The 22,603-nt window shown below is 69.0% G+C and carries 18 protein-coding genes; 10 read left to right on the top strand and 8 right to left on the bottom strand.

What is annotated here, in order from left to right; genetic code table 11:
* Positions 1-31: 31 nt before the first annotated feature.
* The 6 genes from ABLE43_RS02900 to chrA all read right to left on the bottom strand — a co-directional run bounded on the left by ABLE43_RS02900 (position 32) and on the right by chrA (position 6,869).
* Positions 32-652: a MarC family protein gene (locus ABLE43_RS02900; RefSeq protein ID WP_348976975.1), complete on the bottom strand. Its 621-nt coding sequence runs from the start codon at positions 650-652 to the stop codon at positions 32-34.
* Positions 649-1,524, bottom strand: coding sequence for a bifunctional methylenetetrahydrofolate dehydrogenase/methenyltetrahydrofolate cyclohydrolase FolD (gene folD, locus ABLE43_RS02895; RefSeq protein WP_348976974.1), 876 nt, complete (start codon positions 1,522-1,524; stop codon positions 649-651). Before folD ends, ABLE43_RS02900 begins: the two co-directional genes overlap by 4 nt.
* Positions 1,525-1,713: 189 nt before the next feature.
* Positions 1,714-3,102 (bottom strand): alpha,alpha-trehalose-phosphate synthase (UDP-forming), encoded by a 1,389-nt coding sequence (locus ABLE43_RS02890; RefSeq protein WP_348976973.1) that lies wholly within the window; start codon positions 3,100-3,102, stop codon positions 1,714-1,716.
* On the bottom strand, positions 3,099-4,895 hold the full coding sequence (locus ABLE43_RS02885; protein ID WP_348976972.1) for a glycoside hydrolase family 15 protein: 1,797 nt from the start codon (positions 4,893-4,895) through the stop codon (positions 3,099-3,101). Before ABLE43_RS02885 ends, ABLE43_RS02890 begins: the two co-directional genes overlap by 4 nt.
* Entirely contained in the window at positions 4,892-5,674 is a 783-nt protein-coding gene (gene otsB, locus ABLE43_RS02880) for a trehalose-phosphatase (RefSeq protein ID WP_348976971.1), read from the bottom strand. Before otsB ends, ABLE43_RS02885 begins: the two co-directional genes overlap by 4 nt.
* Positions 5,675-5,696: 22 nt before the next feature.
* Positions 5,697-6,869 (bottom strand): chromate efflux transporter, encoded by a 1,173-nt coding sequence (gene chrA / locus ABLE43_RS02875; protein WP_348976970.1) that lies wholly within the window; start codon positions 6,867-6,869, stop codon positions 5,697-5,699.
* A 179-nt stretch (positions 6,870-7,048) separates the two neighbouring features.
* Here chrA and ABLE43_RS02870 point away from each other — a divergent pair, with 179 nt between their 5' ends.
* The 5 genes from ABLE43_RS02870 (at position 7,049) to nadA (ending at position 11,770) form a co-directional block, all read left to right on the top strand.
* Positions 7,049-7,417 carry a BlaI/MecI/CopY family transcriptional regulator gene (locus tag ABLE43_RS02870; RefSeq protein WP_348976969.1) on the top strand — a complete coding sequence of 123 codons (369 nt, stop codon included), beginning with the start codon at positions 7,049-7,051 and terminating at the stop codon, positions 7,415-7,417.
* Positions 7,414-9,036, top strand: coding sequence for a M56 family metallopeptidase (locus ABLE43_RS02865; protein ID WP_348976968.1), 1,623 nt, complete (start codon positions 7,414-7,416; stop codon positions 9,034-9,036). Before ABLE43_RS02870 ends, ABLE43_RS02865 begins: the two co-directional genes overlap by 4 nt.
* Before the next feature lie 124 nt (positions 9,037-9,160).
* Positions 9,161-10,018: an MBL fold metallo-hydrolase gene (locus tag ABLE43_RS02860; protein ID WP_348976967.1), complete on the top strand. Its 858-nt coding sequence runs from the start codon at positions 9,161-9,163 to the stop codon at positions 10,016-10,018.
* Complete coding sequence (locus ABLE43_RS02855) at positions 10,003-10,719, top strand: DUF4230 domain-containing protein (RefSeq protein ID WP_348976966.1); 717 nt, start codon at positions 10,003-10,005, stop codon at positions 10,717-10,719. Before ABLE43_RS02860 ends, ABLE43_RS02855 begins: the two co-directional genes overlap by 16 nt.
* 49 nt (positions 10,720-10,768) lie before the next feature.
* Entirely contained in the window at positions 10,769-11,770 is a 1,002-nt protein-coding gene (gene nadA, locus ABLE43_RS02850) for a quinolinate synthase NadA (protein ID WP_348976965.1), read from the top strand.
* Positions 11,771-12,003: 233 nt separating this feature from the next.
* Here nadA and ABLE43_RS02845 read toward each other — a convergent pair whose 3' ends face one another.
* Positions 12,004-12,570 (bottom strand): hypothetical protein, encoded by a 567-nt coding sequence (locus ABLE43_RS02845; protein ID WP_348976964.1) that lies wholly within the window; start codon positions 12,568-12,570, stop codon positions 12,004-12,006.
* A gap of 103 nt (positions 12,571-12,673) precedes the next feature.
* Here ABLE43_RS02845 and ABLE43_RS02840 point away from each other — a divergent pair, with 103 nt between their 5' ends.
* From ABLE43_RS02840 to ABLE43_RS02830, 3 genes are all read left to right on the top strand, one after another.
* On the top strand, positions 12,674-14,353 hold the full coding sequence (locus ABLE43_RS02840; protein ID WP_348976963.1) for a DEAD/DEAH box helicase: 1,680 nt from the start codon (positions 12,674-12,676) through the stop codon (positions 14,351-14,353).
* 471 nt (positions 14,354-14,824) lie between these two features.
* Positions 14,825-16,528, top strand: coding sequence for a 30S ribosomal protein S1 (gene rpsA / locus ABLE43_RS02835; RefSeq protein ID WP_348976962.1), 1,704 nt, complete (start codon positions 14,825-14,827; stop codon positions 16,526-16,528).
* Between the two features lie 173 nt (positions 16,529-16,701).
* Complete coding sequence (locus ABLE43_RS02830) at positions 16,702-16,980, top strand: integration host factor subunit beta (protein WP_348976961.1); 279 nt, start codon at positions 16,702-16,704, stop codon at positions 16,978-16,980.
* A 135-nt stretch (positions 16,981-17,115) separates the two neighbouring features.
* Here ABLE43_RS02830 and ABLE43_RS02825 read toward each other — a convergent pair whose 3' ends face one another.
* Positions 17,116-18,318 (bottom strand): ROK family transcriptional regulator, encoded by a 1,203-nt coding sequence (locus ABLE43_RS02825; protein WP_348976960.1) that lies wholly within the window; start codon positions 18,316-18,318, stop codon positions 17,116-17,118.
* A 254-nt stretch (positions 18,319-18,572) separates the two neighbouring features.
* Here ABLE43_RS02825 and ABLE43_RS02820 point away from each other — a divergent pair, with 254 nt between their 5' ends.
* Both ABLE43_RS02820 and guaA read left to right on the top strand, forming a co-directional pair.
* Positions 18,573-20,696, top strand: coding sequence for a prolyl oligopeptidase family serine peptidase (locus tag ABLE43_RS02820; RefSeq protein WP_348976959.1), 2,124 nt, complete (start codon positions 18,573-18,575; stop codon positions 20,694-20,696).
* 303 nt (positions 20,697-20,999) lie between these two features.
* The gene (gene guaA / locus ABLE43_RS02815) at positions 21,000-22,556 is read left to right on the top strand and encodes a glutamine-hydrolyzing GMP synthase (protein ID WP_348976958.1); all 1,557 of its coding nucleotides are present in this window, start codon (positions 21,000-21,002) and stop codon (positions 22,554-22,556) included.
* The last annotated feature ends 47 nt before the right edge of the window (positions 22,557-22,603 follow it).

Here is a 22,603-nt window from a genome sequence, read left to right as displayed (position 1 = left end):
TTTCGTTACGATCGATCGACGTCGGGCAACATCAAAGGAAGCTGGCGCGCAGCCCGTCGATCACGAACTGTGCGGCCAGCGCCGCCAGCAGCACGCCCAGCAACCGGGTGATGACCGCCTCGATCCGCGCGCCCAGCAACTGCATGATCGGCCCCGCCGCCAGCAGCGCCGCCAGCGTCAGCAGCAGGATGCTGCCGAGCGCGCCCAGCACCACCGCGCGCTGCGTCCAGTCGCCGACCTGGCTCATCAGCAGCATGACCGACGCGATCGATCCCGGCCCGGCGATCATCGGCATCGCCATGGGGAAGGTGGAGACATCCTCCACCTCGGGCGTCTCGATGATCTCGCGCGCGCGGTCCTCGCGGCGCTGGGTCCGGCGCTCGAACACCATGTCGAGCGCGATCAGGAACAGCATGATCCCGCCCGCGATGCGGAAACTGTCGAGGCTGATGCCGAGCGCCTTGAGCAGCGCCTGCCCGAACAGCGCGAACACCAGCAGGATCGCGGCGGCAATGCATACCGCGCGGATCGCCATCGCGCGTTGCTGCACCTTGGACGCACCGCTGGTCAGCCCGGCATAGATCGGGGCGCAGCCCGGCGGGTCGATCACCACGAAGAAGGTGACGAGCGACGAGACGAACAGCTCGATCACAGGGTGCTATCGTCGAACGGCAGCCCTTCGCGGCGGTGCGCGGCGACCAGCGCGTTGCGCAGCAGGCAGGCGATGGTCATCGGCCCGACGCCGCCGGGCACCGGGGTGATCGCGCCCGCCACGCCCAGCGCGCCCGCATAGTCGACGTCGCCGACCAGCCCGTCGTCGGTACGGTTGATGCCGACGTCGATCACGGTCGCGCCGGGCTTCAGCCATTCGCCCTTCACGAAATTCGCCCGGCCCACCGCCGCGACGACGATATCGGCGCGCCCGACATGGCCCATCAGGTCGCGGGTGCGCGAATGGGCGATGGTGACGGTGCAGCTCTCGGCGGTCAGCAGCGCCGCCATCGGCTTGCCGACGATGTTCGACCGGCCGATCACCACCGCGTCCTTACCCGACAGGTCGCCGAGCACGTCCTTGAGCAGCAGCAGGCAGCCGTACGGGGTGCAGGGCACCATGCCCGGCATGCCCGTAGCCAGCCGCCCGGCGTTGACCGGGTGGAAGCCGTCGACGTCCTTGTCGGGATCGATCGTCAGCAGCACCGCATCGGTATCGAGATGCGCGGGGAGCGGCAGCTGCACGAGGATGCCGTCGACGGCGGGATCGGCATTGAGCGTCTCGACCAGCGCGATCAGTTCGGCCTGGGTCACGTCGGCGGGCAGGCGGTGCTCGAAGCCGGTCATGCCCGCGGCATGCGTCGCCTTGCCCTTCGAGCGAACATAGACCGCCGATGCCGGGTCCTCGCCCACCAGCACCACCGCGAGTCCGGCGGGACGCCCCGCATGGGCCGCGAAGGCGGCGGCATGGGTCGCGACCCGCGCGCGCAGGCTGGCGGCAAAGGCTTTTCCGTCGATGATCCGGGCAGTCATGCGCGCTTCATACGGGGTAGGGCAGGGGTGCGCCACCCCCGTTCGCGCCGAGGAAACGGCCGCGGTCGTTACGTTCCTCCGTCGCTAACCGTTCGTGTCGGGCGCAGTCGAGACACCACGCGCACCGTTTGCGGCACGTCCCTCGACTTCGCTCGGGACGAACGGGAGAGGGTTGCGACGCGCCGTCCCTTATCCGACGACCTCCGGCGTTTCCTGCGACAGCGCGTCGATGAAGCGCCGGCGCCACCAGATCACGTCCTCCTCGACGACGTTGGCGACCATCTTCCGCCACCGCTCGATCCGTTCGGCGCGCGGCATGCGCAGCGCCTTGTCGATCGCGTCGGCCACATCCTCGGCGCTGTAGGGGTTCACCATCAGCGCGCCGCAGCACAGCTGTTGCGCCGCCCCGGCGAAGCGGGAGAGCACCAGCACCCCCGGATCGCGCGGGTCCTGCGCCGCGACATATTCCTTGGCGACGAGGTTCATCCCGTCGCGCAGCGGCGTGACCAGCCCGATGCGCGCCGCGCGATAGATTCCGGCAAGCACCTCGCGCGGATAGCCCTTGTTCACATAGCGGATCGGCACCCAGTCGGTATCGGCATAGGCGCCGTTGATCCGTCCCGACATCTGTTCGAGGTTGTTGCGGATGTCGCGGTACGTCTGCACCGCGGTGCGCGACGGCGGCGCGATCTGGAGCAGATAGACCAGCGCCCGCCGGTCGGGATGGTTCTGGAGGAAGCGTTCATAGCCCGCGAAGCGTTCGGGCAGGCCCTTGGAATAGTCCAGCCGGTCGACGCCGACGATCAGGCTGCGCCCGACCGCGCTTTCGAGCTGGCTGAGCTGCGCCGCCTTGGCGACCGGGCCGTTGGCGCCCGCCATGAAGTCCTTCGCCTCGATCCCGATCGGACAGCTGATCGCGCAGATGGTGCGCCCGCCGACCGTCACCTTGTTGCCGTCGATGCTGCCGCCCATCTCCTCGCGGACATAGTTGAAGAAGCTGTCGAGCCATTCCTCGTTCTGGAAGCCGACCACGTCATAGGCGAACAGCGCCTCCACCATGCGGCGATGGTCGGGCAGCGCGGTCAGCAACCGGCGCGGCGGCCACGGGATGTGGAGGAAGAAGCCGATGCGGTTGGTGATCCCCTGCTGGCGCAACACCCAGCCCAGGGGGATCATGTGATAGTCGTGGACCCACACCAGATCGTCGGGTTCGATATGCGGGCCGATGCGTTCGCCGAACACGCGGTTCACGCGCTCGTAGCCGCCCTGGAAATCCCGCTCGAACTCGGTCAGGTCGAGGCGGTAATGGAACAGCGGCCACAGCGTGCGGTTGGCATAGCCGTCGTAATATTCCTCCACATCCTGTTCGCTGAGGTCCATCACCGCGGAAGTGACCCCGCCATAGGTGTGGAAACGCAGGTCGCGGTTGTCGCTGGTCTCCCCCGACCAGCCGAACCAGATGCCGTCCTCCTCGGCCAACGCGGCGTTGAGCGCGACCGCCAGCCCTCCCTGCGCCCCGCCGCCCGATCCGGGGGTGGGGGCCTGCACACGGTTGGAGATGACGATCAGGCGACTCATCGGATGACGTTCCATGACTTGCTCAGCAGGACGGCGGAATTGATCATGCCGACCAGCGAGTAGGTTTGGGGGTAGTTGCCCCACAATTCCCCGGTTTCGGGGTCGATATCCTCGGACAGCAGCCCCGCGGGCGTGCAGCGCGACAGCATCTCCTCCAGCAGTTCGCGCGCGTCGTCGTCGCGACCGGTCGCGTGCAGCGCCTCGATCAGCCAGAAGGTGCAGACGTTGAACGCGGTGTGCGGCAGGCCGAAATCGTCCTCGGTCGCATAGCGCAGCATGTGGCTGCCGCGCCGCAGCCCCTTCTCCACCGCCTCCAGCGTGCCGAGGAACCGCGGATCGCCGGGTTCGAGGAAGCGCAGGTCGAGCAGCTGGATGATGCTGGCGTCGAGGTCGTCGCCGCCGAACGTCGCCGACATGCGGTTCGTCTCCGGCCGCCACGCCTCGCGCTCGATCTTGGTGCGCATCGCGGTCGCCCGGTCGCGCCAGAAGGTCTCGCGGTCGGTAAGGCCGAGGGTGCCCGCGACATTGGCGAGCCGGTCGCACGCCGCCCAGCACATGGCGGCGCTATAGGTATGGACATGGCTCTTGGTGCGCAGTTCCCACAGCCCCGCGTCGGGCTTGTCATAGGCTTGCCATGCCCGCTCGCCGATCGGCTCCAGCGCCTCGAAATCGGGCTGCTTGCCGACGCGGAACAGCCGCTGGTCGAAGAATGCCTGCGCGTTGGACAGGATGATCTGGCCATAGGCGTCGTGCTGGATCTGCTCATACGCCTGGTTGCCGACGCGCACCGGACCCATGCCGCGATAGCCGTCGAGCCCCTCGGCCTCGCGCTCGATCAGCGTCGCCTCGCCGCCGACGCCGTAGAGCGGCTGAATCTGCCCGTCGGCGGCATTGTCGACGATGTTGCGCAGATATTCGAGATAGCCCTCCAGCACGTCCAGCGCGCCCAGCCGGTTCAGCGCCTGCACGGTGTAATAGGCGTCGCGGATCCAGCAGTAGCGATAGTCCCAGTTGCGCTGCGAATCGGCGTGTTCGGGGATGGAGGTGGTGAGCGCGGCGACGATCGCGCCGGTTTCCTCATGCTGGCACAGCTTCAGCGTGATGGCGCTGCGGATCACCGCCTGCTGCCATTCGACCGGGGTGGCGAGGCCGCGGACCCAGTGGCGCCATTCGTCGATGGTGTTCTTCAGCATCCGCTCGACCGAGGCGGGCAGTTCGTCGGCGAAGCTCTCGTCGGGCCCCAGGAAGAAATGCAGCGTGCGCTCGACGCGGAACAGCCGCTCGTCCTCGACCCAGCCGACCGGCGCGCTGGTCGACAGGCGGATCGCCTCGCTGTCGAGCAGATAGCGGATGTGGTTCGACCCCCGCGTGCGCGGCGCAGGGGCGCTGCCCCAGTCGATCGACGGGCGCAGCCGGACGCGGATGCGGGGCGAGCCCTTTACCGGGCGGACGATGCGGCAGAAGGCGACCGGGCGATACATGCGGTCGTGCCGCTTGAAGCGCGGGCAAAAGTCGACCACCTCGATCGCATTGCCCGCCGCATCCTCGTGCCGCGTGACGAGGACGGGGGTGTTGCGGATATAGGTCTGGCGTGTCTCGACCACGCCCTCGAGGTCGATCTCCCAGAAGCCGTAGGCGCCGTCCGATCCGCGCCGCCGGTCGTCGAGCAGCGAAGAGAACGCCGGATCGCCGTCGACGCGCGGCAGGCAGCCCCACACGAACCGCCCGTTGCGGTCGACCAGCGCCGACACCTGGCAATTGCCGATCGGCCAGAGATCCATCGTCGCGGTCACAGGCTCTTCTCCAGCCAGGAAAGGAAGGCGTCAACATTTTCAATGCGATACCGGGCTGCACTATCGCGCATCGGCCCGATCAATATGCCCGCCCCGCCGTGATGGGCGGCAACGATCATGCCCGGTTCGTCGGTCAGGTCGTCGCCGACGAACACCGGGGGATGCCCGGCGAACGGGGCATCCTCGCACAGGGCGGCAATGGCGGTGCCCTTGTCATGGCCCGACAGGCGCAGCTCGATCATCATCTTGCCCGGCTGCACCGTCAGCCCGTCGCGTGCGGCGAACGCCTCGACCAGCGCATGGGCTTCCGGCTCGCGCTCCGGCGCGCCGCGATAATGAAGCGCGACGCCCAGCGTCTTGACCTCGATCACGATGCGGTCGTCGTCGCCGAACGCCCGGCGGAAGGCGGCTTCGGCGGCGGTGAGGCTCGCCGGGCGATCGGGGACGCAGGTGGCGTGGCCCGCGCGGCGGATCTCCGCGCCATGGCTGCCGACCACCGCGAAACCGGCGATGGTTTGCCCGAGGAAATGGTCGATCTGCGCGACCGACCGCCCGCTGACGATCGCGACCCGCCCGTCGAGCCGCGCCGCCGCCCGGCGCAACAGGTCACGCAGCGCGTCGCCGACCACGACCGCTTCGGGCCGGTCGACCAGTTCGACCAGCGTGCCGTCGAAATCGAGGAACAGGCCCGCATCGTCGAGCAGGCCGGGGGGCGGAAGGGGGAGGTCAGGGTGCGCCATCGCGCCCTGAACGCGGTGGCCGCCGAAATCGTTTCGCATGTGCGAACGATTCTTCGGGATATCACGGCGTGACGATTGCCCCCGCCAGCGCCCCCGCCGCCAGCACCGCCGGAGTCACCCAGCCGCCGCGCACCCGCCAGACGACCGCCAGCGCCGCCGCGAACAGGATGAGTGCGACGAGCGGCTGGCTGACCCGCCCGGCGGTAGCCGTGACCAGTCCGACCAGGGTCGCGGCGATGATCCCGACCACCGCCGCCGCCACGCCGTTCAGCACGGCATGGAGCGCGGGATGCGCCACGATCGCCTCCAGCCGCTCGAAGAACAGCAGCGAGAAGGCGAAGGCGGGGAGGAACATCCCCGCCGTGATCGCCAGCGCGCCGCCGATCCCGCCGCTGACATAGCCGACGAAGGTCGCGAAGATCACCAGCGGCGCCGGGAGCACCCCCGCCAGCGCGATCCCGTCGAGGAAGGTCGCATCGCCGATCCACCCGCGCCCGACGGTATCGGCGCGGACGTACGGGATGGCGGTATAGGCTCCGCCGAAGGTCAGCAGCCCGCCCTTCAGCCCTGCCACGAACAGCAGCCACAGCGTGGGTGTGGTGGTGGCGACCGGCGCGGCGTCGGGCAGCGTCATGGGGCGCACCAGCACCGCCAGCAGCGCGGCGACCGCGATCACCCCGGCCACGACCAGCCGCCGCCCTCCGGCGGCATGGATCGCGCCCGCCGCCGCCAGCACGATCCAGAACGGTACCCCGCCCAGCGTCGCCAGCAGCGCCGCCAGCGCGATCGCGGCGAGGCCCGCGCCCTCGACCACATGCTGCCCGATCCGCACCACCGCGCGGGCGATCACCGCCAGCACCACGATCTGCACTCCCAGCAGCGGGGCGGCCAGTGCCGCGCTGCCCGCGACGAACGCGGTGTACGCCCATCCGGCCAGCAGCATCAGCACCAGCCCCGGCAGCATGAAGCCCAGCCCGGCGAGCAGCCCGCCGATCCGCCCGCGCGCGATCATCCCCATATGGACGCACAGTTCGTGCGCCTCGGGTCCGGGCAGCACCTGCAACACGGCGAGCAGCCGGTTGAACCGCGCGGGATCGATCCAGCGCTCGCGCTCCACCAGCGCGTCGCGCAGCATCGCGATCTGCGCCACCGGCCCGCCGAACGCGAGCGCGCCGAACGCGAGGAACTTCACGAACAGCCGGGGCAGGGAGATGGCAGGGGGGCATTGGTGCATATCACGCTCCGTTCACGCCGCGGACGCGACGCATGGAGCGGAACTTGGGCAGCACAGCCGCCTGAACGGGCGTCCGCTTGCTGCCCGTGGCGGCGGTGTGCCGCCCCCGTTTCGAGGTGTCAATCGATGCGCGAAGATTACGCTTGTAAACGTAACGACCACGGGTGTAGTCATTGCCCATGGCCGAACGAATCAGCGATGCCGAGCATGCCGTGATGGAAGTGCTCTGGGACGAATCCCCGCTCACCGCGCAGGAAGTGGTGGAACGCGCCGCTCCGACACGCGGGTGGAGCGCGAACACCGTCAAGACGCTGCTCGGGCGGCTGCTGGCCAAGGACGTGGTCGCGGCGGAGGAGGACGGGCGGCGCTATCGCTACCGTCCGCTGGTGGCGCGCGAGGAATATGTCGCGGGTGAATCGCAACGGTTCATCGACAAGCTGTTCGGCGGGAGTCTCACCCCGCTGGTCGCGCACCTGGCCCAGCGGGACCAGCTGAGCGCGCGCGAAATCGACGAGATCGAGGCTCTGTTGAAGGCGCTGAAACAATGATCGGATGGGCGGTGGAAACGCTGGCGGCGACGACGCTGCTGATGCTGCTGGTGCTGGCCCTGCGCGGGCCGGTGGCGCGACGCTTCGGGCCGCAGGCGGCCTATGCGCTGTGGGCGCTGCCCGCGTTGCGCATGATCCTGCCGCCGCTGCCCGACGCATGGCGCCCGGTCGAATATGCCCCGATCGGCGCCGCGACCGAGCCGGGCACGATCATGATGTTCGTGCCCGTCGCCGAAGTGCCCGCGCTGCCGCAGGGGTGGGGCATGGCCGATGTACCACTGGCGGTGATCGCGCTGTGGGTGCTGGGCGCGATCGGCTTCGTCGCGTGGCATGTCGTGCAGCACAACCGCTTCTGCGCGAAGGTGCTGGCGTCGGGCCGGGCGAAGGGCGTGGCGGGGGGCCATGTCCGCATGATCGAGACGCGCCATGCCGCCGGTCCGCTCGCCTTCGGGGTGCTCAAGCGCTATGTCGCGATGCCGATCGACTTCCGCGAACGCTATGACGATCGCGAACAGGCGCTGGCGCTGGCGCACGAGCTTGGCCACCATGCCCGCGGCGATCTGCTTGCCAACTGGGTCGCGCTGGTGGTGCTCGGCTGCCACTGGTTCAATCCGGTCGCATGGCGCGCCTTCCGGGCGTTCCGCGCCGATCAGGAGATGGCGTGCGACGCCATGGTCCTCGCCCGTGCCACCCCGCAGGTCCGCCATGCCTATGCCACCGCCATCGTGAAGTCGGCGCACGGGCAGGCGCTGTCCGCCGCCTGCCACCTGCACAGCGTCAACGAACTGAAAGGGAGACTCGTCATGTTGTCCAAGCACCGGGTGATGTCGCCCGCCACCCGCCGCATCGCCGGTACCGCCACGCTGGCGCTGGCCGTCGTCGGTCTCGGCTTCACCGCCTCGGGCACCGAAGCCGCCGAGACGATCCGCACCAGGGTCGAGAACGTCACCGGCGTGGAGATCGCGCAGGTCGAGGCGAAGGCGGCGCAGGCGCTGGCCCCCGTGGCCGCGCTGGCCCCGGTCGCGGCGATCGTGCCCGCACAGGCCGCCCCCGCGCTGCCCGCGACGCCCGCCCGGCCCGAGGGCGCGGTTCCGGCACCTGCCGCACCGGCAACTGCGCCTGCCAAGCCGGAGCGGGTGCGCAAGATCGTGATCCGCAAGCTCGGCGACGACGACAAGGTGCTGAGCGAGAGCCTGACCGAAATCCCGGAAATTACCGAGGCCAAGTGCGGCACCGGCGGCGCGGCGGGTGCCAACCGGCAGTTCACCATCACCCGCGCCGACAAGAACGGCACCAGGATGATCATCTGCACCGACCGGGTCGAGCGCATCGCCAGCTTCGCCGCCAAGGATGCCGCCTTCGCCGAGCGTTCCGCCGCGTTCGCGGAGCGCCATGCCGAAGCCGCCGCGCGCCGGGCCGAAGCGGCGGGCGCCCAGGCCGAGGCGCATGGCCGGGTCGCCGCCGCGGCGGGCATGCGCGCAGGCCTCGCCGCGCTGCAGGCCGCCCGCGCCTCGATCCTCGCCCAGACCGACATGCCCGCCTCGGCCCGCCGCGAGGCGCTGGCCGGGATCGACGAGGGGATGCGCGAACTGCGCGACCAGATGCGCGAGCAGGACTGATACGAGCTTTCGCGAACGTTCTGCCCCGTTCGTTTGCGGAAGGGATCGGCCGGGTTTCCGGCCGGTCCTTTCCGCATGTCCGGTGCCTTGCATCGCGCCGCCGCCGCCGCCATCTGACACGGCGATGACCGATTTTCCCCCCGGGCTGGCCCAGCCGCTGGAACCGCTGGTCACGCGCATCCTCGCGCCCAATGCCTCGCCCTACACCCACACCGGCACGCAGAGCTTCGTCGTCGGCGGCAGCGGTGCGGTGGCGGTGATCGATCCGGGTCCGGCCGATCCGGCCCACCTCGACGCGATCCTCGCGGCGGTCGGGGGCAGGGCGGTGGCGGCGATCCTGTGCACCCACACCCACCGCGACCACAGCCCCGGTGCCGCGCCGCTGGCGGCGCGGACCGGCGCGGCGATCATCGGCTGCGCCGCGCTGACGCTGGATGACGCGGGGCCGCGCGCCGACGCCGCGTTCGACACCGACTATCGCCCCGACCGGGTGCTGCGCGACGGGGAAGCGCTGGCGGGCGACGGCTGGACACTGGTCGCGGTCGCGACGCCGGGGCATACCTCGAACCACCTCGCCTTCGCATTGCCGGAAAGCGGCGCGCTGTTCAGCGGCGATCATGTGATGGGGTGGTCGACCACCATCGTATCGCCGCCCGACGGCGACATGGGCGACTATATGGCCAGCCTGTCGAAGCTGCTCGAACGCGACGACCGCGTCTATTATCCGGCGCATGGTGGCGCGGTCGACAATCCGCAGCGGCTGGTGCGCGGCATGCTCGGCCACCGCAAACAGCGCGAGGGGCAGATATTGCGCGCCCTCGAACGCGGGCAGACGACGATCCCGCAGATGGTCGCGGTGATGTATGTCGGGCTCGCCCCCCAGCTGGTCGGGGCGGCGGGGCGGTCGGTGCTGGCGCATCTGATCGACCTGCAACGGCGCGGGATGGTGATCGTGGAGGGCGACGCATGGCGACGCACTTGAGGCCGGGGGTGCTGCGCGTCGCCACCGCGCTGCTGATCGCGGTCGTCGCCGGGATCGGCGGCTGGTTCGGCTATCAGCGTTATGCCGAACGCTATGCCGTCACCACCGAACCGGACACCGGCGAGGCGGTGACGCGCATCGTCACCGCGCGCCTGTCCGGGGCGAGCAGCCTGAAAGTCGCTACCCTGTCCGGCACGTTGCAGGCACGGGCGACCGACACCCGCGGATTCGGGCTGCTGAAGTCGGATCAGGTGGTCAAGATGCCCTATGCGGTCGACTATTTCGTCGACGTGTCGCGCATCGGCCCGGGCGACATCAGCTGGTCGGCGCAGAACCGGACGCTGGTGATCGACGCCCCCGACGTGACCGTCGCGCCGCCGAACATCGACGAGGCGGCACGCACGCTGGTGCGCACGCAGGGGCTGTACGTCAGCCGCGAAGCCTCGGAAGCCCTCTTCCAGCGCACCTCCGCCGCCGCGCAGGCCAAGGCGCAGGGCGAGGCGCGCAGCCCCGAGCGGCTGGCGCAGGCGCGCGAAAAGGCACGCGCCGCGCTCGCCACACTGCTGGGCAGCCCGCTGGCGGCAATGGGCTATGGCGACGCACGGGTGCTGGTGACGTTTCCCGCCGAGCGGGGCGGGCGCGGGGGCGAGCGTTGGGACGTGTCGGCCGATCCCGCCGACGTGCTCGCCAATCGCCGATGACAAGCCGCGTGCCGCCCGCTAGGGGGCGGGCACGCCCAAGGAGACGATGATGAACGCGCGCACCGACCTGCCCACCGGCACCGACCTGCTGGCCGAGATCGACCGGCTGCGGCGCGAGCGCAACGCCGTCATCCTCGGCCATTACTATCAGAAGCCCGAGATCCAGGATCTGGCGGATTTCGTCGGCGACAGCCTCGACCTCAGCCGCAAGGCGGCGGCGACCGATGCCGATGTCATCGCCTTTTGCGGCGTGCGCTTCATGGCCGAGACGGCCAAGATCCTGTCGCCCGACAAGACGGTGGTGCTGCCCGACATGGATGCCGGCTGTTCGCTGGAGGACAGCTGCCCGCCCGAACAGTTCGCCGCGTTCCGTAGGGCACACCCCGATCACATCGCGCTGACCTACATCAACTGCTCGACCGAGGTGAAGGCGCTGAGCGACATCATCGTCACCTCGTCGTCGGCGGAAAAGATCCTGTCGCAACTGCCCGCCGATCAGAAGGTGATCTTCGGGCCGGACCGCAATCTGGGCGGCTATCTGATGCGCAAGACCGGGCGCGACATGCTGCTGTGGCCGGGCGTATGCATCGTGCATGAGGCGTTCAGCGAGACGGAACTGCTCAAGCTGAAGGCGCAATACCCCGACGCGCCGGTCGCGGCGCATCCCGAATGCCCGGCGATCATCCTCGACCATGCCGATTACGTCGGATCGACCAGCGGCATCCTGTCCTACGCCAGCGAGTTCCCCGGCGACACGTTGATCGTCGCGACCGAACCGCACATCATCCACCAGATGGAAAAGGCGCTGCCGACCAAGCGCTTCATCGGCGCGCCGGGGGCGGACGGCAACTGCAACTGCAACATCTGCCCGTATATGGCGCTCAACACGCTGGAAAAGCTGTACATCGCGCTGCGCGACCTGACCCCGCGGATCGAGATCGAGGAAGGGCTGCGGCGACAAGCCAAGGTGTCGCTCGACCGGATGCTGGCGATGGCGAGCGGGACGGTGGGGCTGGGCGACCTGGGGCCGCTGCGGGTGACGGGAGACTGAGGTTTCGCAGCGGCGCGCATGCCGGAGGAAAAAATTGGTTCGCGCGGAGGCGCGGAGGCGCGGAGGGGGGTGCGTGCGGGGCGCTTTCGACCTGCCCGGCGAAGCCTCTGGATTTCGCTGCAACGAAAGATGCAGGCTGCTGACGCGGGAAGACTTTGCCGCGAACGCACCTCCTCCGCGTCTCCGCGCCTCCGCGCGAACCAATCCTCTTTGTCGGATTCGACGCCCGAACCCTATTGGACCGTCACCACCTCGACGCTCGCGCGCTGCCGCGCCAGTACGTCGGGATCGCTCGCCAGCGAATGGAGATAGGCGTGGCGCTCCGGCGTGCCGTGCTTGAGCGCATCCAGATGCGCGCGCTGGTCGCGGGTCAGGTTGAAGCGGACATAGCCCTTGGCCGTCAGGCACTGGTCGGTGGTGCTCTGGAGCGCGGTGCGCACCTCGCGGAAGCGGGCGCGGGGGTTGGCCCCGTCGGTGATGCGCGACACCTGCTGCGCGGTGTTCAGCGTCGCCGGATCGACCTCCAGCATCCCGCCCGCGCCCGGCGAAGGGGGCGGCGCGGCACCGCCCGTCGTCTGGGTGCCGAGCACCGTATCGAGCTGGCGCGAGGCGGTGATGAGCGTCTTGACCGCCTTCATCTGCGACACGTCGGTGGCGACCCCGGCCCGGCCGCATTCGATCGCGTCGGCGCGATATTGTTCGAGTCCCACGCCCGCGCGGCCCCAGCTTGATCGCGGCGGATCGGCGGCGATCGCCGTTCCCGCGACGCACAGCGCCACCACCGCCAGACCTGCCCGCATGACCATCCCTCCGCCGCTTTTCCGGTATTCTAGCGCAGCGCGGCGCGACGAACAACGCAACCCGGCCTTGCCGTCGCCGCAATTTGGGGCCATTTGGCGCACCATGCCTTTCTCTGTATTGCCCGAACCGCTTGCCGCGGCGCTTGCTGCGCGTGGTTACGAATCCCCCACCGCGGTACAGGCCGCGGTCCTGACCCCCGAAGCCGAGGGGCGCGACCTGCTGGTTTCCGCACAGACCGGCTCGGGCAAGACCGTCGCCTTCGGCCTCGCCATGGCGCGCGACCTGCTCGACGAGGACGCGAAGATGCCGCGTGCGGGCACGCCGCTGGCGCTGGCCATCGCCCCGACGCGCGAACTGGCGTTGCAGGTCGCGCGCGAGCTGCTGTGGCTCTACGGCCCGACCGGCGCGCGCATCGTGTCGTGCGTCGGCGGCATGGATGCCGCGCGCGAACGCCGCAATCTCAGCCATGGCGCGCACATCGTCGTCGGCACGCCGGGCCGGTTGCGCGACCATCTGGAGCGCGGCGCGCTCGACCTGTCGGGCCTGAAGGTCGCGATCCTCGACGAGGCCGACGAGATGCTCGACATGGGCTTCCGCGAGGATCTCGAAGGGATTCTCGACGGCACGCCTGCGGATCGGCGCACTTTGCTGTTCTCGGCCACGCTCGCCAAGCCGATCGTGGCGCTGGCCAGGCGCTACCAGAAGGACGCATACCGCATCGACACGCGCGAGGCGGAGCGCGGCCACGGCGACATCAGCTATCAGGCGATGACCGTCGCGCCGAACGACATCGAGAATGCGGTCGTCAACCTGCTGCGCCTGCACGAGCCGGACACCGCCTTCCTGTTCTGCGCCACGCGCGAGGCGGTGCGCCACCTCCACGCCAATCTGGTCGAGCGCGGGTTCGATGCGGTCGCGCTGTCGGGCGAGCATTCGCAGTCGGAGCGCAACCATGCGCTCCAGGCGCTGCGTGACCGTCGCGCCCGCGTGTGCGTCGCGACCGACGTGGCGGCGCGCGGTATCGATCTGCCCTCGCTCAGCCTCGTCGTCCATGTCGAGCTGCCGCGCGATGCCGAGGCGCTCCAGCACCGGTCGGGCCGCACCGGGCGCGCGGGCAAGAAGGGGATCGCCGCCCTCATCGTGCCGTTCCAGCGCCGCCGCCGGGTCGAAGGGTTGCTGCGCGACGCCCGGATCAACGCCGAATGGATCGGCGTGCCGACCCCCGAACAGATCCACGCCGCCGACCGCGACCGGCTGCTCGCCAAGCTGGCCGAGCCGGTCGAGTTCGACGAGGCCGATGTCGAGCTGGGCGCGCGCCTGCTCGCCGAAAAGTCGCCCGAGGATATCGCCGCGCTGCTGGTCCGCGCCTATCGCGCCAAGCTGCCCGCGCCCGAGGAACTGTCGGCAGGCGGCGTGCCCGAGCGGCGCGAGCGCCCCGAAGGGCCGCGCCCCGGCTTCGAGGATACGGTGTGGTTCCGCATGAACGTGGGCCGCCGCCAGAACGCCGACCCGCGCTGGCTGCTGCCGCTGCTGTGCCGCCGCGGCCATATCACCAAGGGCGAGATCGGCGCGATCCGCATCGGCAACGAGGAGTCGGCGTTCGAGATTCCGAAGGCGATCGCCGCCAAGTTCGTCGCCTCGGTCAAGCGCACCGCGACTCCCGACGACGACCTGATGTTCGAGCAGATGGCAGGCCCGCCCGCGATGCCGCAGCGCCGCCCGCAAGGCGCGCCGCCGCGCCATGCCGCGAAGCCGTACCGGCCGGGTTCGCGGCGGGGCTGAGCAGGGTTTTCACGCGAAGGCGCGAAGACGCGAAGCAGGTAGTAGCAGGTTGGTTCGCGCGGAGGCGCGGAGGCGCGGCGAAGCTGCGCTTGCGGCGATCGCCTGCCGCGCCAGCGGCTGTCATCGTTGTGGACAGCCGCAGGAGAAAGGCTTCGCCGGATCGGTGACGACGGTCCGGAGCGCAACCTCCTCCGCGCCTCCGCGCGAACCAACCTTCTTTCTTCTTCCCGTCACGCGCCGCCCGTTGCGCGAACCCGTGCAAAGGCGTATGGCGCGCCGGTTCGTCGAGTACAGACTCGCGAAGGCCGGGCGCCTGCGCGCCCTCTCCGCATAGCCGGGCCATGCCTTTCGTGACGAGGGATTCGCCGGATGCCGCGGCCGACATTCGGTCGCCGTGGCAATGCCGGTCAAAGACCGCCGGATTCAACCGGCCGGCCGGAAATGAATACAGAGCTAGGAACCAAGGATTTTATGGCCAGCATGGCAAATCCCACCCGTGACGATTTCGCGTCGATGCTCGACGACATGTTCGGTGCTTCGGAAAGCTTCGAGGGCCGCGTGGTCATCGGCACCGTCACCGGCATCGAGAATGATCTGGCCGTCATCGACGTCGGCCTGAAGTCCGAAGGCCGCGTGCCGCTGCGCGAATTCGCGGCGCCGGGCCAGAAGGCGGACCTGAAGGTCGGCGACGAGGTCGAGGTCTATGTCGACCGCGTCGAGAATGCGAACGGCGAAGCGATGCTCAGCCGCGACCGCGCCCGCCGCGAAGCCGCGTGGGACAAGCTGGAAACCGAATTCGCCAAGACCGCGCGCGTCGAGGGCGTGATCTTCGGTCGCGTCAAGGGCGGCTTCACCGTCGACCTGTCGGGCGCGGTCGCGTTCCTGCCGGGTTCGCAGGTCGATATCCGTCCGGTGCGTGACGTCACCCCGCTGATGGACATCCCCCAGCCGTTCCAGATCCTGAAGATGGACCGCAAGCGCGGCAACATCGTCGTGTCGCGCCGCGCCGTGCTCGAGGAAACCCGCGCCGAGCAGCGTTCGGGCCTGATCCAGAGCCTCGCCGAGGGCCAGGTTATCGACGGCGTGGTCAAGAACATCACCGATTACGGTGCGTTCGTCGACCTGGGCGGCATCGACGGCCTGCTGCACGTCACCGACCTGTCGTACAAGCGCGTCGGCCATCCGAGCGAAGTGCTGAACATCGGCGACACCGTCCGCGTCCAGATCATCCGCATCAACCGCGACACGCAGCGAATCTCGCTCGGCATGAAGCAGCTCGAGAGCGATCCGTGGGACGGCGCCGCCGCCAAGTATCCGATCGGTGCCAAGCTGTCGGGCCGCGTCACGAACATCACCGAATATGGTGCGTTCGTCGAGCTGGAGCCGGGCATCGAGGGTCTGGTGCACGTCAGCGAAATGTCGTGGACCAAGAAGAACGTCCATCCGGGCAAGATCGTCTCGACCAGCCAGGAAGTCGACGTCATCGTTCTGGAAGTCGATCAGGACAAGCGCCGCATCTCGCTGGGCCTCAAGCAGGCGCAGGCCAATCCGTGGGAGAAGTTCGCGGAAGAGCATCCGGTGGGTTCGACCGTCGAGGGCGAAGTCAAGAACGCGACCGAGTTCGGCCTGTTCATCGGCCTGGACGGCGATGTGGACGGCATGGTCCACATGTCGGACATCGCCTGGGGCATCTCGGGCGAGGACGCGCTCAACCTGCACCGCAAGGGCGAGACGGTCCAGGCCGTCGTGCTCGCGATCGAGCCGGACAAGGAGCGCATCTCGCTCGGCATGAAGCAGCTCGAGCGTGGCGGCCCGGTCGCCGCGCAGGCGGGTGATCGCCTGAACAAGAACGCGATCGTCACCGTCACCGTGCTCGAAGTCCGCGACGCGGGCCTCGAGGTGCAGCAGGGCGACGACGGCGCGACCGGCTTCATCAAGCGTACCGATCTCGGCCGCGACCGCGACGAGCAGCGTCCGGAGCGCTTCCAGGTCGGCCAGAAGTTCGACGCGATGGTGACGGGCTTCGATCGTTCCAAGAAGCCGACCTTCTCGATCAAGGCGATGCAGATCGCCGAAGAGAAGCAGGCGGTGGCGCAGTACGGTTCGTCCGATTCGGGCGCGTCGCTGGGCGACATCCTCGGCGAGGCGCTGAAGGCGCGCACCGAGCAGAAGTAATCGTCCGGTCCCGTAGCGGACTGAACGGCGGGGCGCTTCCGGTGACGGAAGCGCCCCGTTCTCGTTCAATCGAAAGACTAATTGGCGCGGCGTATAGATTTAGGTTAGGTCTCGCGGTCGCCAGGCTGGGGGGTGTCGCGGCCAGGGCATTGCGGTATGAAACTGGGGGCAAGATGATCCGATCCGAACTGGTGCAACTGGTGGCGCAGGACAATCCCGGCCTGCCGCTGCGCGATGTCGAACGGATCGTCGCGACCTTCTTCGACGCGATCACCGAGCGCCTGCGCGCGGACGGCCGGGTCGAACTGCGCGGCTTCGGCGCCTTCTCCACCCGTGCGCGCGATGCCCGCACCGGGCGCAACCCGCGCACCGGCGAATCGGTCGCGGTCGATGCCAAGCGCGTGCCCTATTTCAAGCCCGGCAAGGAAATGCGCGCGCGCCTGAACGTCTGACGCGCGGGATGCTCTGATCTGCGTCACTCCCGCGCAGTCGGGAGCCGATATGCGCTGAGGTCCCGAATCCATCGCGGGCCGAAGCGGCTATGGATTCCCGCCTGCGCGGGAATGACGAAGACCCCGGGTAACGCGCTACGCCTCGGCGCCGTCGGCCTTCCACAGCGCGCTGGTGCTGGGCAGCAGGAAGTGGCTGAACGGCAGGATCGCCGCGCCCACGGCGGGCGCATCCTCCGCCAGCATCGCCCGGCGTACCGGGGCCAGCGCGGGCAGGTTCGCGATCTCTGCCTGCAACCGTGCGGTCAGCCGCTCCGTCAGCGTATCGACATGCCGCCCCGGCAGGCGCCCGCCGACGAACACCGCCGCCGGATTGATGAGGCAGTTGATCGCGACCAGCGGGCCGACCAGCCGCTCGACCGCGCTGTCGATCCAGCGGTCGACCACCGCCAGCAGCGCCGGATCGTTCGCCGCCGCGCCCAGCATGTCGGCGATGCCGAACCCCGCCTCGCCCAGCGCCAGCGACAGCCGCGACAGCGAGACATGGTGCTGGATCTGCGCCTGTCCGCCGCGATCGTCGCTGCCGAGCAGGAAGCCCAGCTCGCCCGACCGGCCGTTGGCCCCCCGGAAATAGGCGCCGTCGATCACCAGCCCGCCGCCCAGCGCCGCCGAGACGAGGATGTAGAAGAAGCTGCCGTGATGCTGGCCATGCCCCAGCTGCAACTCGCCCATCGCGGCGGCGGCGGCGTCGTTCTCGACGAACACGGGCAGGCCCAGCGGATCGGCGAACAGCGCGGCCAGGTCGACGCTGTCCCATTCGGCATAGGCGGCGGGGCGTCCGGGCAGGTCGACGCTGCCCAGATCGTCGGGCCGCGCCACGCCGATGCCGACCAGCCGCGCGGCGTCGATCCCCGCCTCGGCGATCAGCGTGCCCACGCGCGCGCGGTACAGCGCGGCGACATCGGCGGGCAGCGCGAAGTCCACCTCCTGCGTCATGCGCGCCAGCGTGCCGCCCGCGAAATCGACCAGCACGAACGTCACATGGTCGCGATCGACGTTGATGCCGATCGCGAAGCAGGCGGCGCGGTTGATGACCAGCTTGGTCGGCGGCTGCCCGCGCCCGCCGCGCCGCTGCCCCGCCTCGACGATCATCCCGTCGTTCAGCAACCGGCGGGTGATGTTGGCGATCGCGGGCGGGGTCAGCCCGGTGATCCCGGCCAGGTCGACGCGGGTGATCGATCCCGACACCCGGATCGCGTGCAGCGTCACCCGCTGGTTATGGTCGGCGGCACGTTCGAGGTTGGTGCCCGACAGCCGCACCGGGGAAGGGGCGGGCGTCACGGCCTGATCCGGCGGAAGACGCGACGGTCGAACGGCAAGAATGGCCTCCTGATATGCCGGGCATAGCGGAACGCCCGACTCGAAATCCTGCTATCGCCGTTCGGGCCGGGCGGGCGCAAGCGGCAAGTCGCGCGAGACGTGGCGGGTCTTGCGCGGGCGACCGCATCGCCTATCGTGGACGGTAACGCCGGATACCGTGTCCGGCATCCCTTTCCGGGCGGCTGTTGTCCCGCCGCCCCGCCGATGGAGTAGCGATGTCCCGCCATGTCCTTGCCGCGATCGCCTGCCTGATGACCACCACGCCCGCTTTTGCCCAGACCATCGCCTATCCGCCGACCCGCACCGTGCCGCAGGTGGACGAACAGTTCGGGGTCAAGGTCGCCGACCCGTACCGCTGGCTCGAGAACGACGTCCGCAACGATCCGGAGGTCGCCGCCTGGGTCGCCGCGCAGAACAAGGTGACGGACGCCTATCTGGCGACGCTGCCGGGCCGCGACATCTTCAAGCGGCGGCTGACCGCGCTGTTCGATTACGAACGCTTCGGCGTGCCCAACCGCGAAGGGGGCCGCTATTTCTACAGCCGCAATTCGGGGTTGCAGAACCAGTCGGTGCTCTATGTCCGCGACAGCCTGAACGGGCCGGGGCGGGTGCTGATCGATCCCAACGGCTGGTCGAAGGACGGGGCGACGGCGCTGGCCGAATGGTCGCCGTCGAAGGACGGCAAGCGGCTGCTCTATTCGATCCAGGACGGCGGCAGCGACTGGCGCAAGCTGCGCGTGCTCGATGTCGACAGCGGCAAGGTGCTCGACGACCAGATCGACTGGGTGAAATACGGCCTGTCCGCATCATGGGTGAAGGACGGCTCGGGCTTCTACTACGCCCGCTTACCGACCCCGGAGAAGGGGCAGGAGTTCCAGAGCCAGAACCTGAACGCCAAGGTCTATTTCCACAAGCTCGGCACGCCGCAGAGCGCCGACACGCTGGTGTACGAACGGCCCGACCAGCCGCGCTATACCTTCTATCCCGGCATCACCGACGACGGGCGCTGGCTGGTCATCTCGACCAGCGGGCCGGGCGATCACATCGAGATCGCGGTGATGGACCTGACGAAGCCCGGCGACAAGCCGCGCACGATCATCAACACCGATAACGTCGACTGGAACACCGTCGGATCGCAGGGCAGCACGCTGTACCTGACCACGACGCAGGGTGCGCCGCGCCTGCGCATCGTCAGCATCGACATGGCCGCACCCACGCCCACCCCGCGCGAAGTGGTGGCCGAGGACAAGGCGGTGCTGAACGGTGCGTCGCTGGTCGGCGGGCGGATCATGGCCGCCTATCTGGTCGATGCGAAGACCGAGGTGAAGCGCTTCACCCTCGACGGCAAGCCCGACGGCAGCATCGCGCTGCCCGGCATCGGCACGGTCGGCGGGGTCGGCGGCGAACTGGACAACAACGAAGGGTTCTTCGCCTTCTCCAGCTTCGCCACCCCGACGACCATCTATCGCTATGACGTGGCGTCGCGCACGGTGACGCCATGGGCCAGCCCCAAGGTCGCGTTCGATCCGAGCCAGTATGACGTGCGCCAGCGCTTCTACACGTCGAAGGACGGGACGAAGGTGCCGATGTTCATCGTCAGGCGCAAGGACGTGACCGGCCCCGCGCCGACGCTGCTCTATGCGTACGGCGGGTTCAACGTGCCGATCCTGCCCGGCTTCTCGCCCGGCCGCATCGCATGGCTGGAGCAGGGCGGGGTGCTGGCGGTCGCCAACATCCGCGGCGGCAGCGAATATGGCAAGGCGTGGCACGACGGCGGCAAGCTGCTGAACAAGCAGAACGTGTTCGACGACTTCATCGCGGCGGGCGAGGATCTGATCGCGCAAGGCGTGACCGGCAAGGGCCAGCTGGCGATCCAGGGCGGGTCGAACGGCGGCCTGCTGGTCGGTGCGGTCGTGAACCAGCGGCCCGACCTGTTCGCCGCCGCGCTGCCTGCGGTCGGCGTGATGGACATGCTGCGCTTCGACCGGTTCACGGCGGGGCGCTACTGGGTGGATGATTACGGCGTGCCCGCGAAGGAGGCGGATTTCCGCAACCTGCTGGCCTATTCCCCCTATCATAACGTGAAGGCGGGCAAGCCCTATCCGGCGATCCTCGCCACCACCGCCGACACCGACGATCGCGTGGTGCCGGGGCATACGTTCAAATACACCGCGATGCTCCAGTCGATGGACCTCGGGCCGAAGCCGCGCCTCGTCCGCATCGAGACGCGCGCCGGTCACGGCTCGGGCAAGCCGACCGACAAGGTGATCGAGGAAACCGCCGATCTGTGGGCGTTCATCGCCAAATGGACGGGGATGACGGTGAAGCCGGTGCAGTAAGGGTTCGGGTTCACGCGAAGGCCGCCAAGAGAAGAAGAGAGATTTTCGCGCAGAGGCGCAGAGGCGCGGAGGAGTTGCGATTGCGGCACCCCCTCCGCCGCGTCAGCGGCCTTCATCCTCGAAGCAACGGGAGCGGGCGTCTCCCGATCGCCGGTCCGTCGCCATAGGCGCAACCTCTCTGCGCCTCTGCGCGAAATCTCTCCTGCCTTTCTTCCTCCGCGTCTTCGCGCCTTCGCGTGAAACCGAATCCTTCCGGCCCGGCAAAGGGCTGGCACACCCCCGAAGCTCTGCTATCGGGTGCCCATGAACGAGACCCCCGATTCCATCCTGATCGTCGACTTCGGCAGCCAGGTGACGCAGCTCATCGCCCGGCGCGTGCGCGAGGCCGGCGTCTATTCCGAGATCGTGCCCTTCCAGAAGGCCGAGGAAGCCTTCGCGCGGCTGGCGCCCAAGGGCGTGATCCTGTCGGGCGGTCCCGCTTCGGTATGCGACGCGGGCAGCCCCCGCGCCCCCCAGGCGATCTTCGAATCGAAAATCCCCGTCCTCGGCATCTGCTACGGTCAGCAGGTCATGACCGAGCAGCTGGGCGGCAAGGTCGAGAAGGGCCATTCGGGCGAGTTCGGCGAAGCCTATGTCGAGGTCGCCGAAACCTGCGCGCTGTTCGACGGCCTGTGGGCGACGGGCGAGCGCCATCAGGTGTGGATGAGCCACGGCGACAAGGTGGCGGCGATCGCGCCCGGCTTCCATGTGGTTGCGACCAGCGCGGGCGCACCGTTCGCGATCATCGCCGACGACAGCCGCCGCTACTACGGCGTGCAGTTCCACCCGGAAGTCTACCACACCCCCGACGGCGCGAAGCTGATCGCCAATTTCGCCCGCCACGTCTGCGGCCTGTCGGGCGACTGGACGATGGCCGAGTTCCGTGCGCTGAAAATCGCCGAGATCCGCGAGCAGGTCGGTTCGGGGAAGGTCATCTGCGGCCTGTCGGGCGGCGTGGACAGCTCGGTCGCGGCGCTGCTGATCCATGAGGCGATCGGCGACCAGTTGACCTGCGTGTTCGTCGACGGCGGCATCCTGCGCATGGGCGAGGCGGAGCAGGTCGTCAGCCTGTTCCGCGGCCACTACAACATCCCGCTCGTCCATGTCGACGCGCAGGACCTGTTCATGGACGGTCTGGCGGGCGTCGCCGACCCGGAGGCGAAGCGCAAGTTCATCGGCAAGACCTTCATCGACGTATTCGAGGCGGAGGCGAAGAAGCTGGGCGGTGCGCAGTTCCTCGCGCAGGGCACGCTCTATCCGGACGTGATCGAGAGCGTCAGCTTCACCGGCGGCCCCTCCGTGACGATCAAGAGCCACCATAACGTCGGCGGCCTACCCGAGCGCATGAACATGGCGCTGGTCGAACCCTTGCGCGAACTGTTCAAGGACGAGGTGCGCGCACTGGGCCGCGAACTGGGCCTGCCGGACGTGTTCGTCGGCCGCCACCCGTTCCCCGGACCCGGCCTCGCCATCCGCATCCCCGGCGAGGTGACGCGCGAGCGCTGCGATATCCTGCGCAAGGCCGACCAGATCTACCTCGAAGAGATCCGTGCAGCGGGGCTGTACGACACCATCTGGCAGGCGTTCGCGGTGCTGCTGCCGGTGCGCAGCGTCGGCGTGATGGGCGACGGGCGGACGTACGACAACGTACTTGCGCTGCGGGCGGTCACCTCGACCGACGGCATGACCGCGCAGGCGTTCCAGTTCCCCGGCGACTTCCTGCCCCGCGTCGCCACCCGCATCATCAACGAGGTGAAGGGCATCAACCGCGTCACCTACGACTATACCAGCAAGCCGCCCGGCACGATCGAGTGGGAATGACCGGGACGCAAAATCGTCCGGGGGACGATTTTCGCCCGGTCATTCAC

The organism is Sphingomonas silueang, from assembly GCF_040049155.1.
Classification (GTDB): Bacteria; Pseudomonadota; Alphaproteobacteria; order Sphingomonadales; family Sphingomonadaceae; genus Sphingomonas; species Sphingomonas silueang.
Note: the sequence above shows the minus strand (reverse complement) of the source record. Positions and strands in the feature narration are given on the sequence as shown.

What these genes read in the sequence shown, in the direction of transcription:
- folD (WP_348976974.1), bottom strand. Translation starts at nt 1,524, where the DNA reads ATGACTGCCCGGATCATCGACGGAAAAGCCTTTGCCGCCAGCCTGCGC.
- ABLE43_RS02890 (WP_348976973.1), bottom strand. Translation starts at nt 3,102, where the DNA reads ATGAGTCGCCTGATCGTCATCTCCAACCGTGTGCAGGCCCCCACCCCC.
- otsB (WP_348976971.1), bottom strand. Translation starts at nt 5,674, where the DNA reads ATGCGAAACGATTTCGGCGGCCACCGCGTTCAGGGCGCGATGGCGCAC.
- chrA (WP_348976970.1), bottom strand. Translation starts at nt 6,869, where the DNA reads ATGCACCAATGCCCCCCTGCCATCTCCCTGCCCCGGCTGTTCGTGAAG.
- ABLE43_RS02870 (WP_348976969.1), top strand. Translation starts at nt 7,049, where the DNA reads ATGGCCGAACGAATCAGCGATGCCGAGCATGCCGTGATGGAAGTGCTC.
- ABLE43_RS02865 (WP_348976968.1), top strand. Translation starts at nt 7,414, where the DNA reads ATGATCGGATGGGCGGTGGAAACGCTGGCGGCGACGACGCTGCTGATG.
- ABLE43_RS02860 (WP_348976967.1), top strand. Translation starts at nt 9,161, where the DNA reads ATGACCGATTTTCCCCCCGGGCTGGCCCAGCCGCTGGAACCGCTGGTC.
- ABLE43_RS02855 (WP_348976966.1), top strand. Translation starts at nt 10,003, where the DNA reads ATGGCGACGCACTTGAGGCCGGGGGTGCTGCGCGTCGCCACCGCGCTG.
- nadA (WP_348976965.1), top strand. Translation starts at nt 10,769, where the DNA reads ATGAACGCGCGCACCGACCTGCCCACCGGCACCGACCTGCTGGCCGAG.
- ABLE43_RS02845 (WP_348976964.1), bottom strand. Translation starts at nt 12,570, where the DNA reads ATGCGGGCAGGTCTGGCGGTGGTGGCGCTGTGCGTCGCGGGAACGGCG.
- ABLE43_RS02840 (WP_348976963.1), top strand. Translation starts at nt 12,674, where the DNA reads ATGCCTTTCTCTGTATTGCCCGAACCGCTTGCCGCGGCGCTTGCTGCG.
- rpsA (WP_348976962.1), top strand. Translation starts at nt 14,825, where the DNA reads ATGGCCAGCATGGCAAATCCCACCCGTGACGATTTCGCGTCGATGCTC.
- ABLE43_RS02830 (WP_348976961.1), top strand. Translation starts at nt 16,702, where the DNA reads ATGATCCGATCCGAACTGGTGCAACTGGTGGCGCAGGACAATCCCGGC.
- ABLE43_RS02820 (WP_348976959.1), top strand. Translation starts at nt 18,573, where the DNA reads ATGTCCCGCCATGTCCTTGCCGCGATCGCCTGCCTGATGACCACCACG.
- guaA (WP_348976958.1), top strand. Translation starts at nt 21,000, where the DNA reads ATGAACGAGACCCCCGATTCCATCCTGATCGTCGACTTCGGCAGCCAG.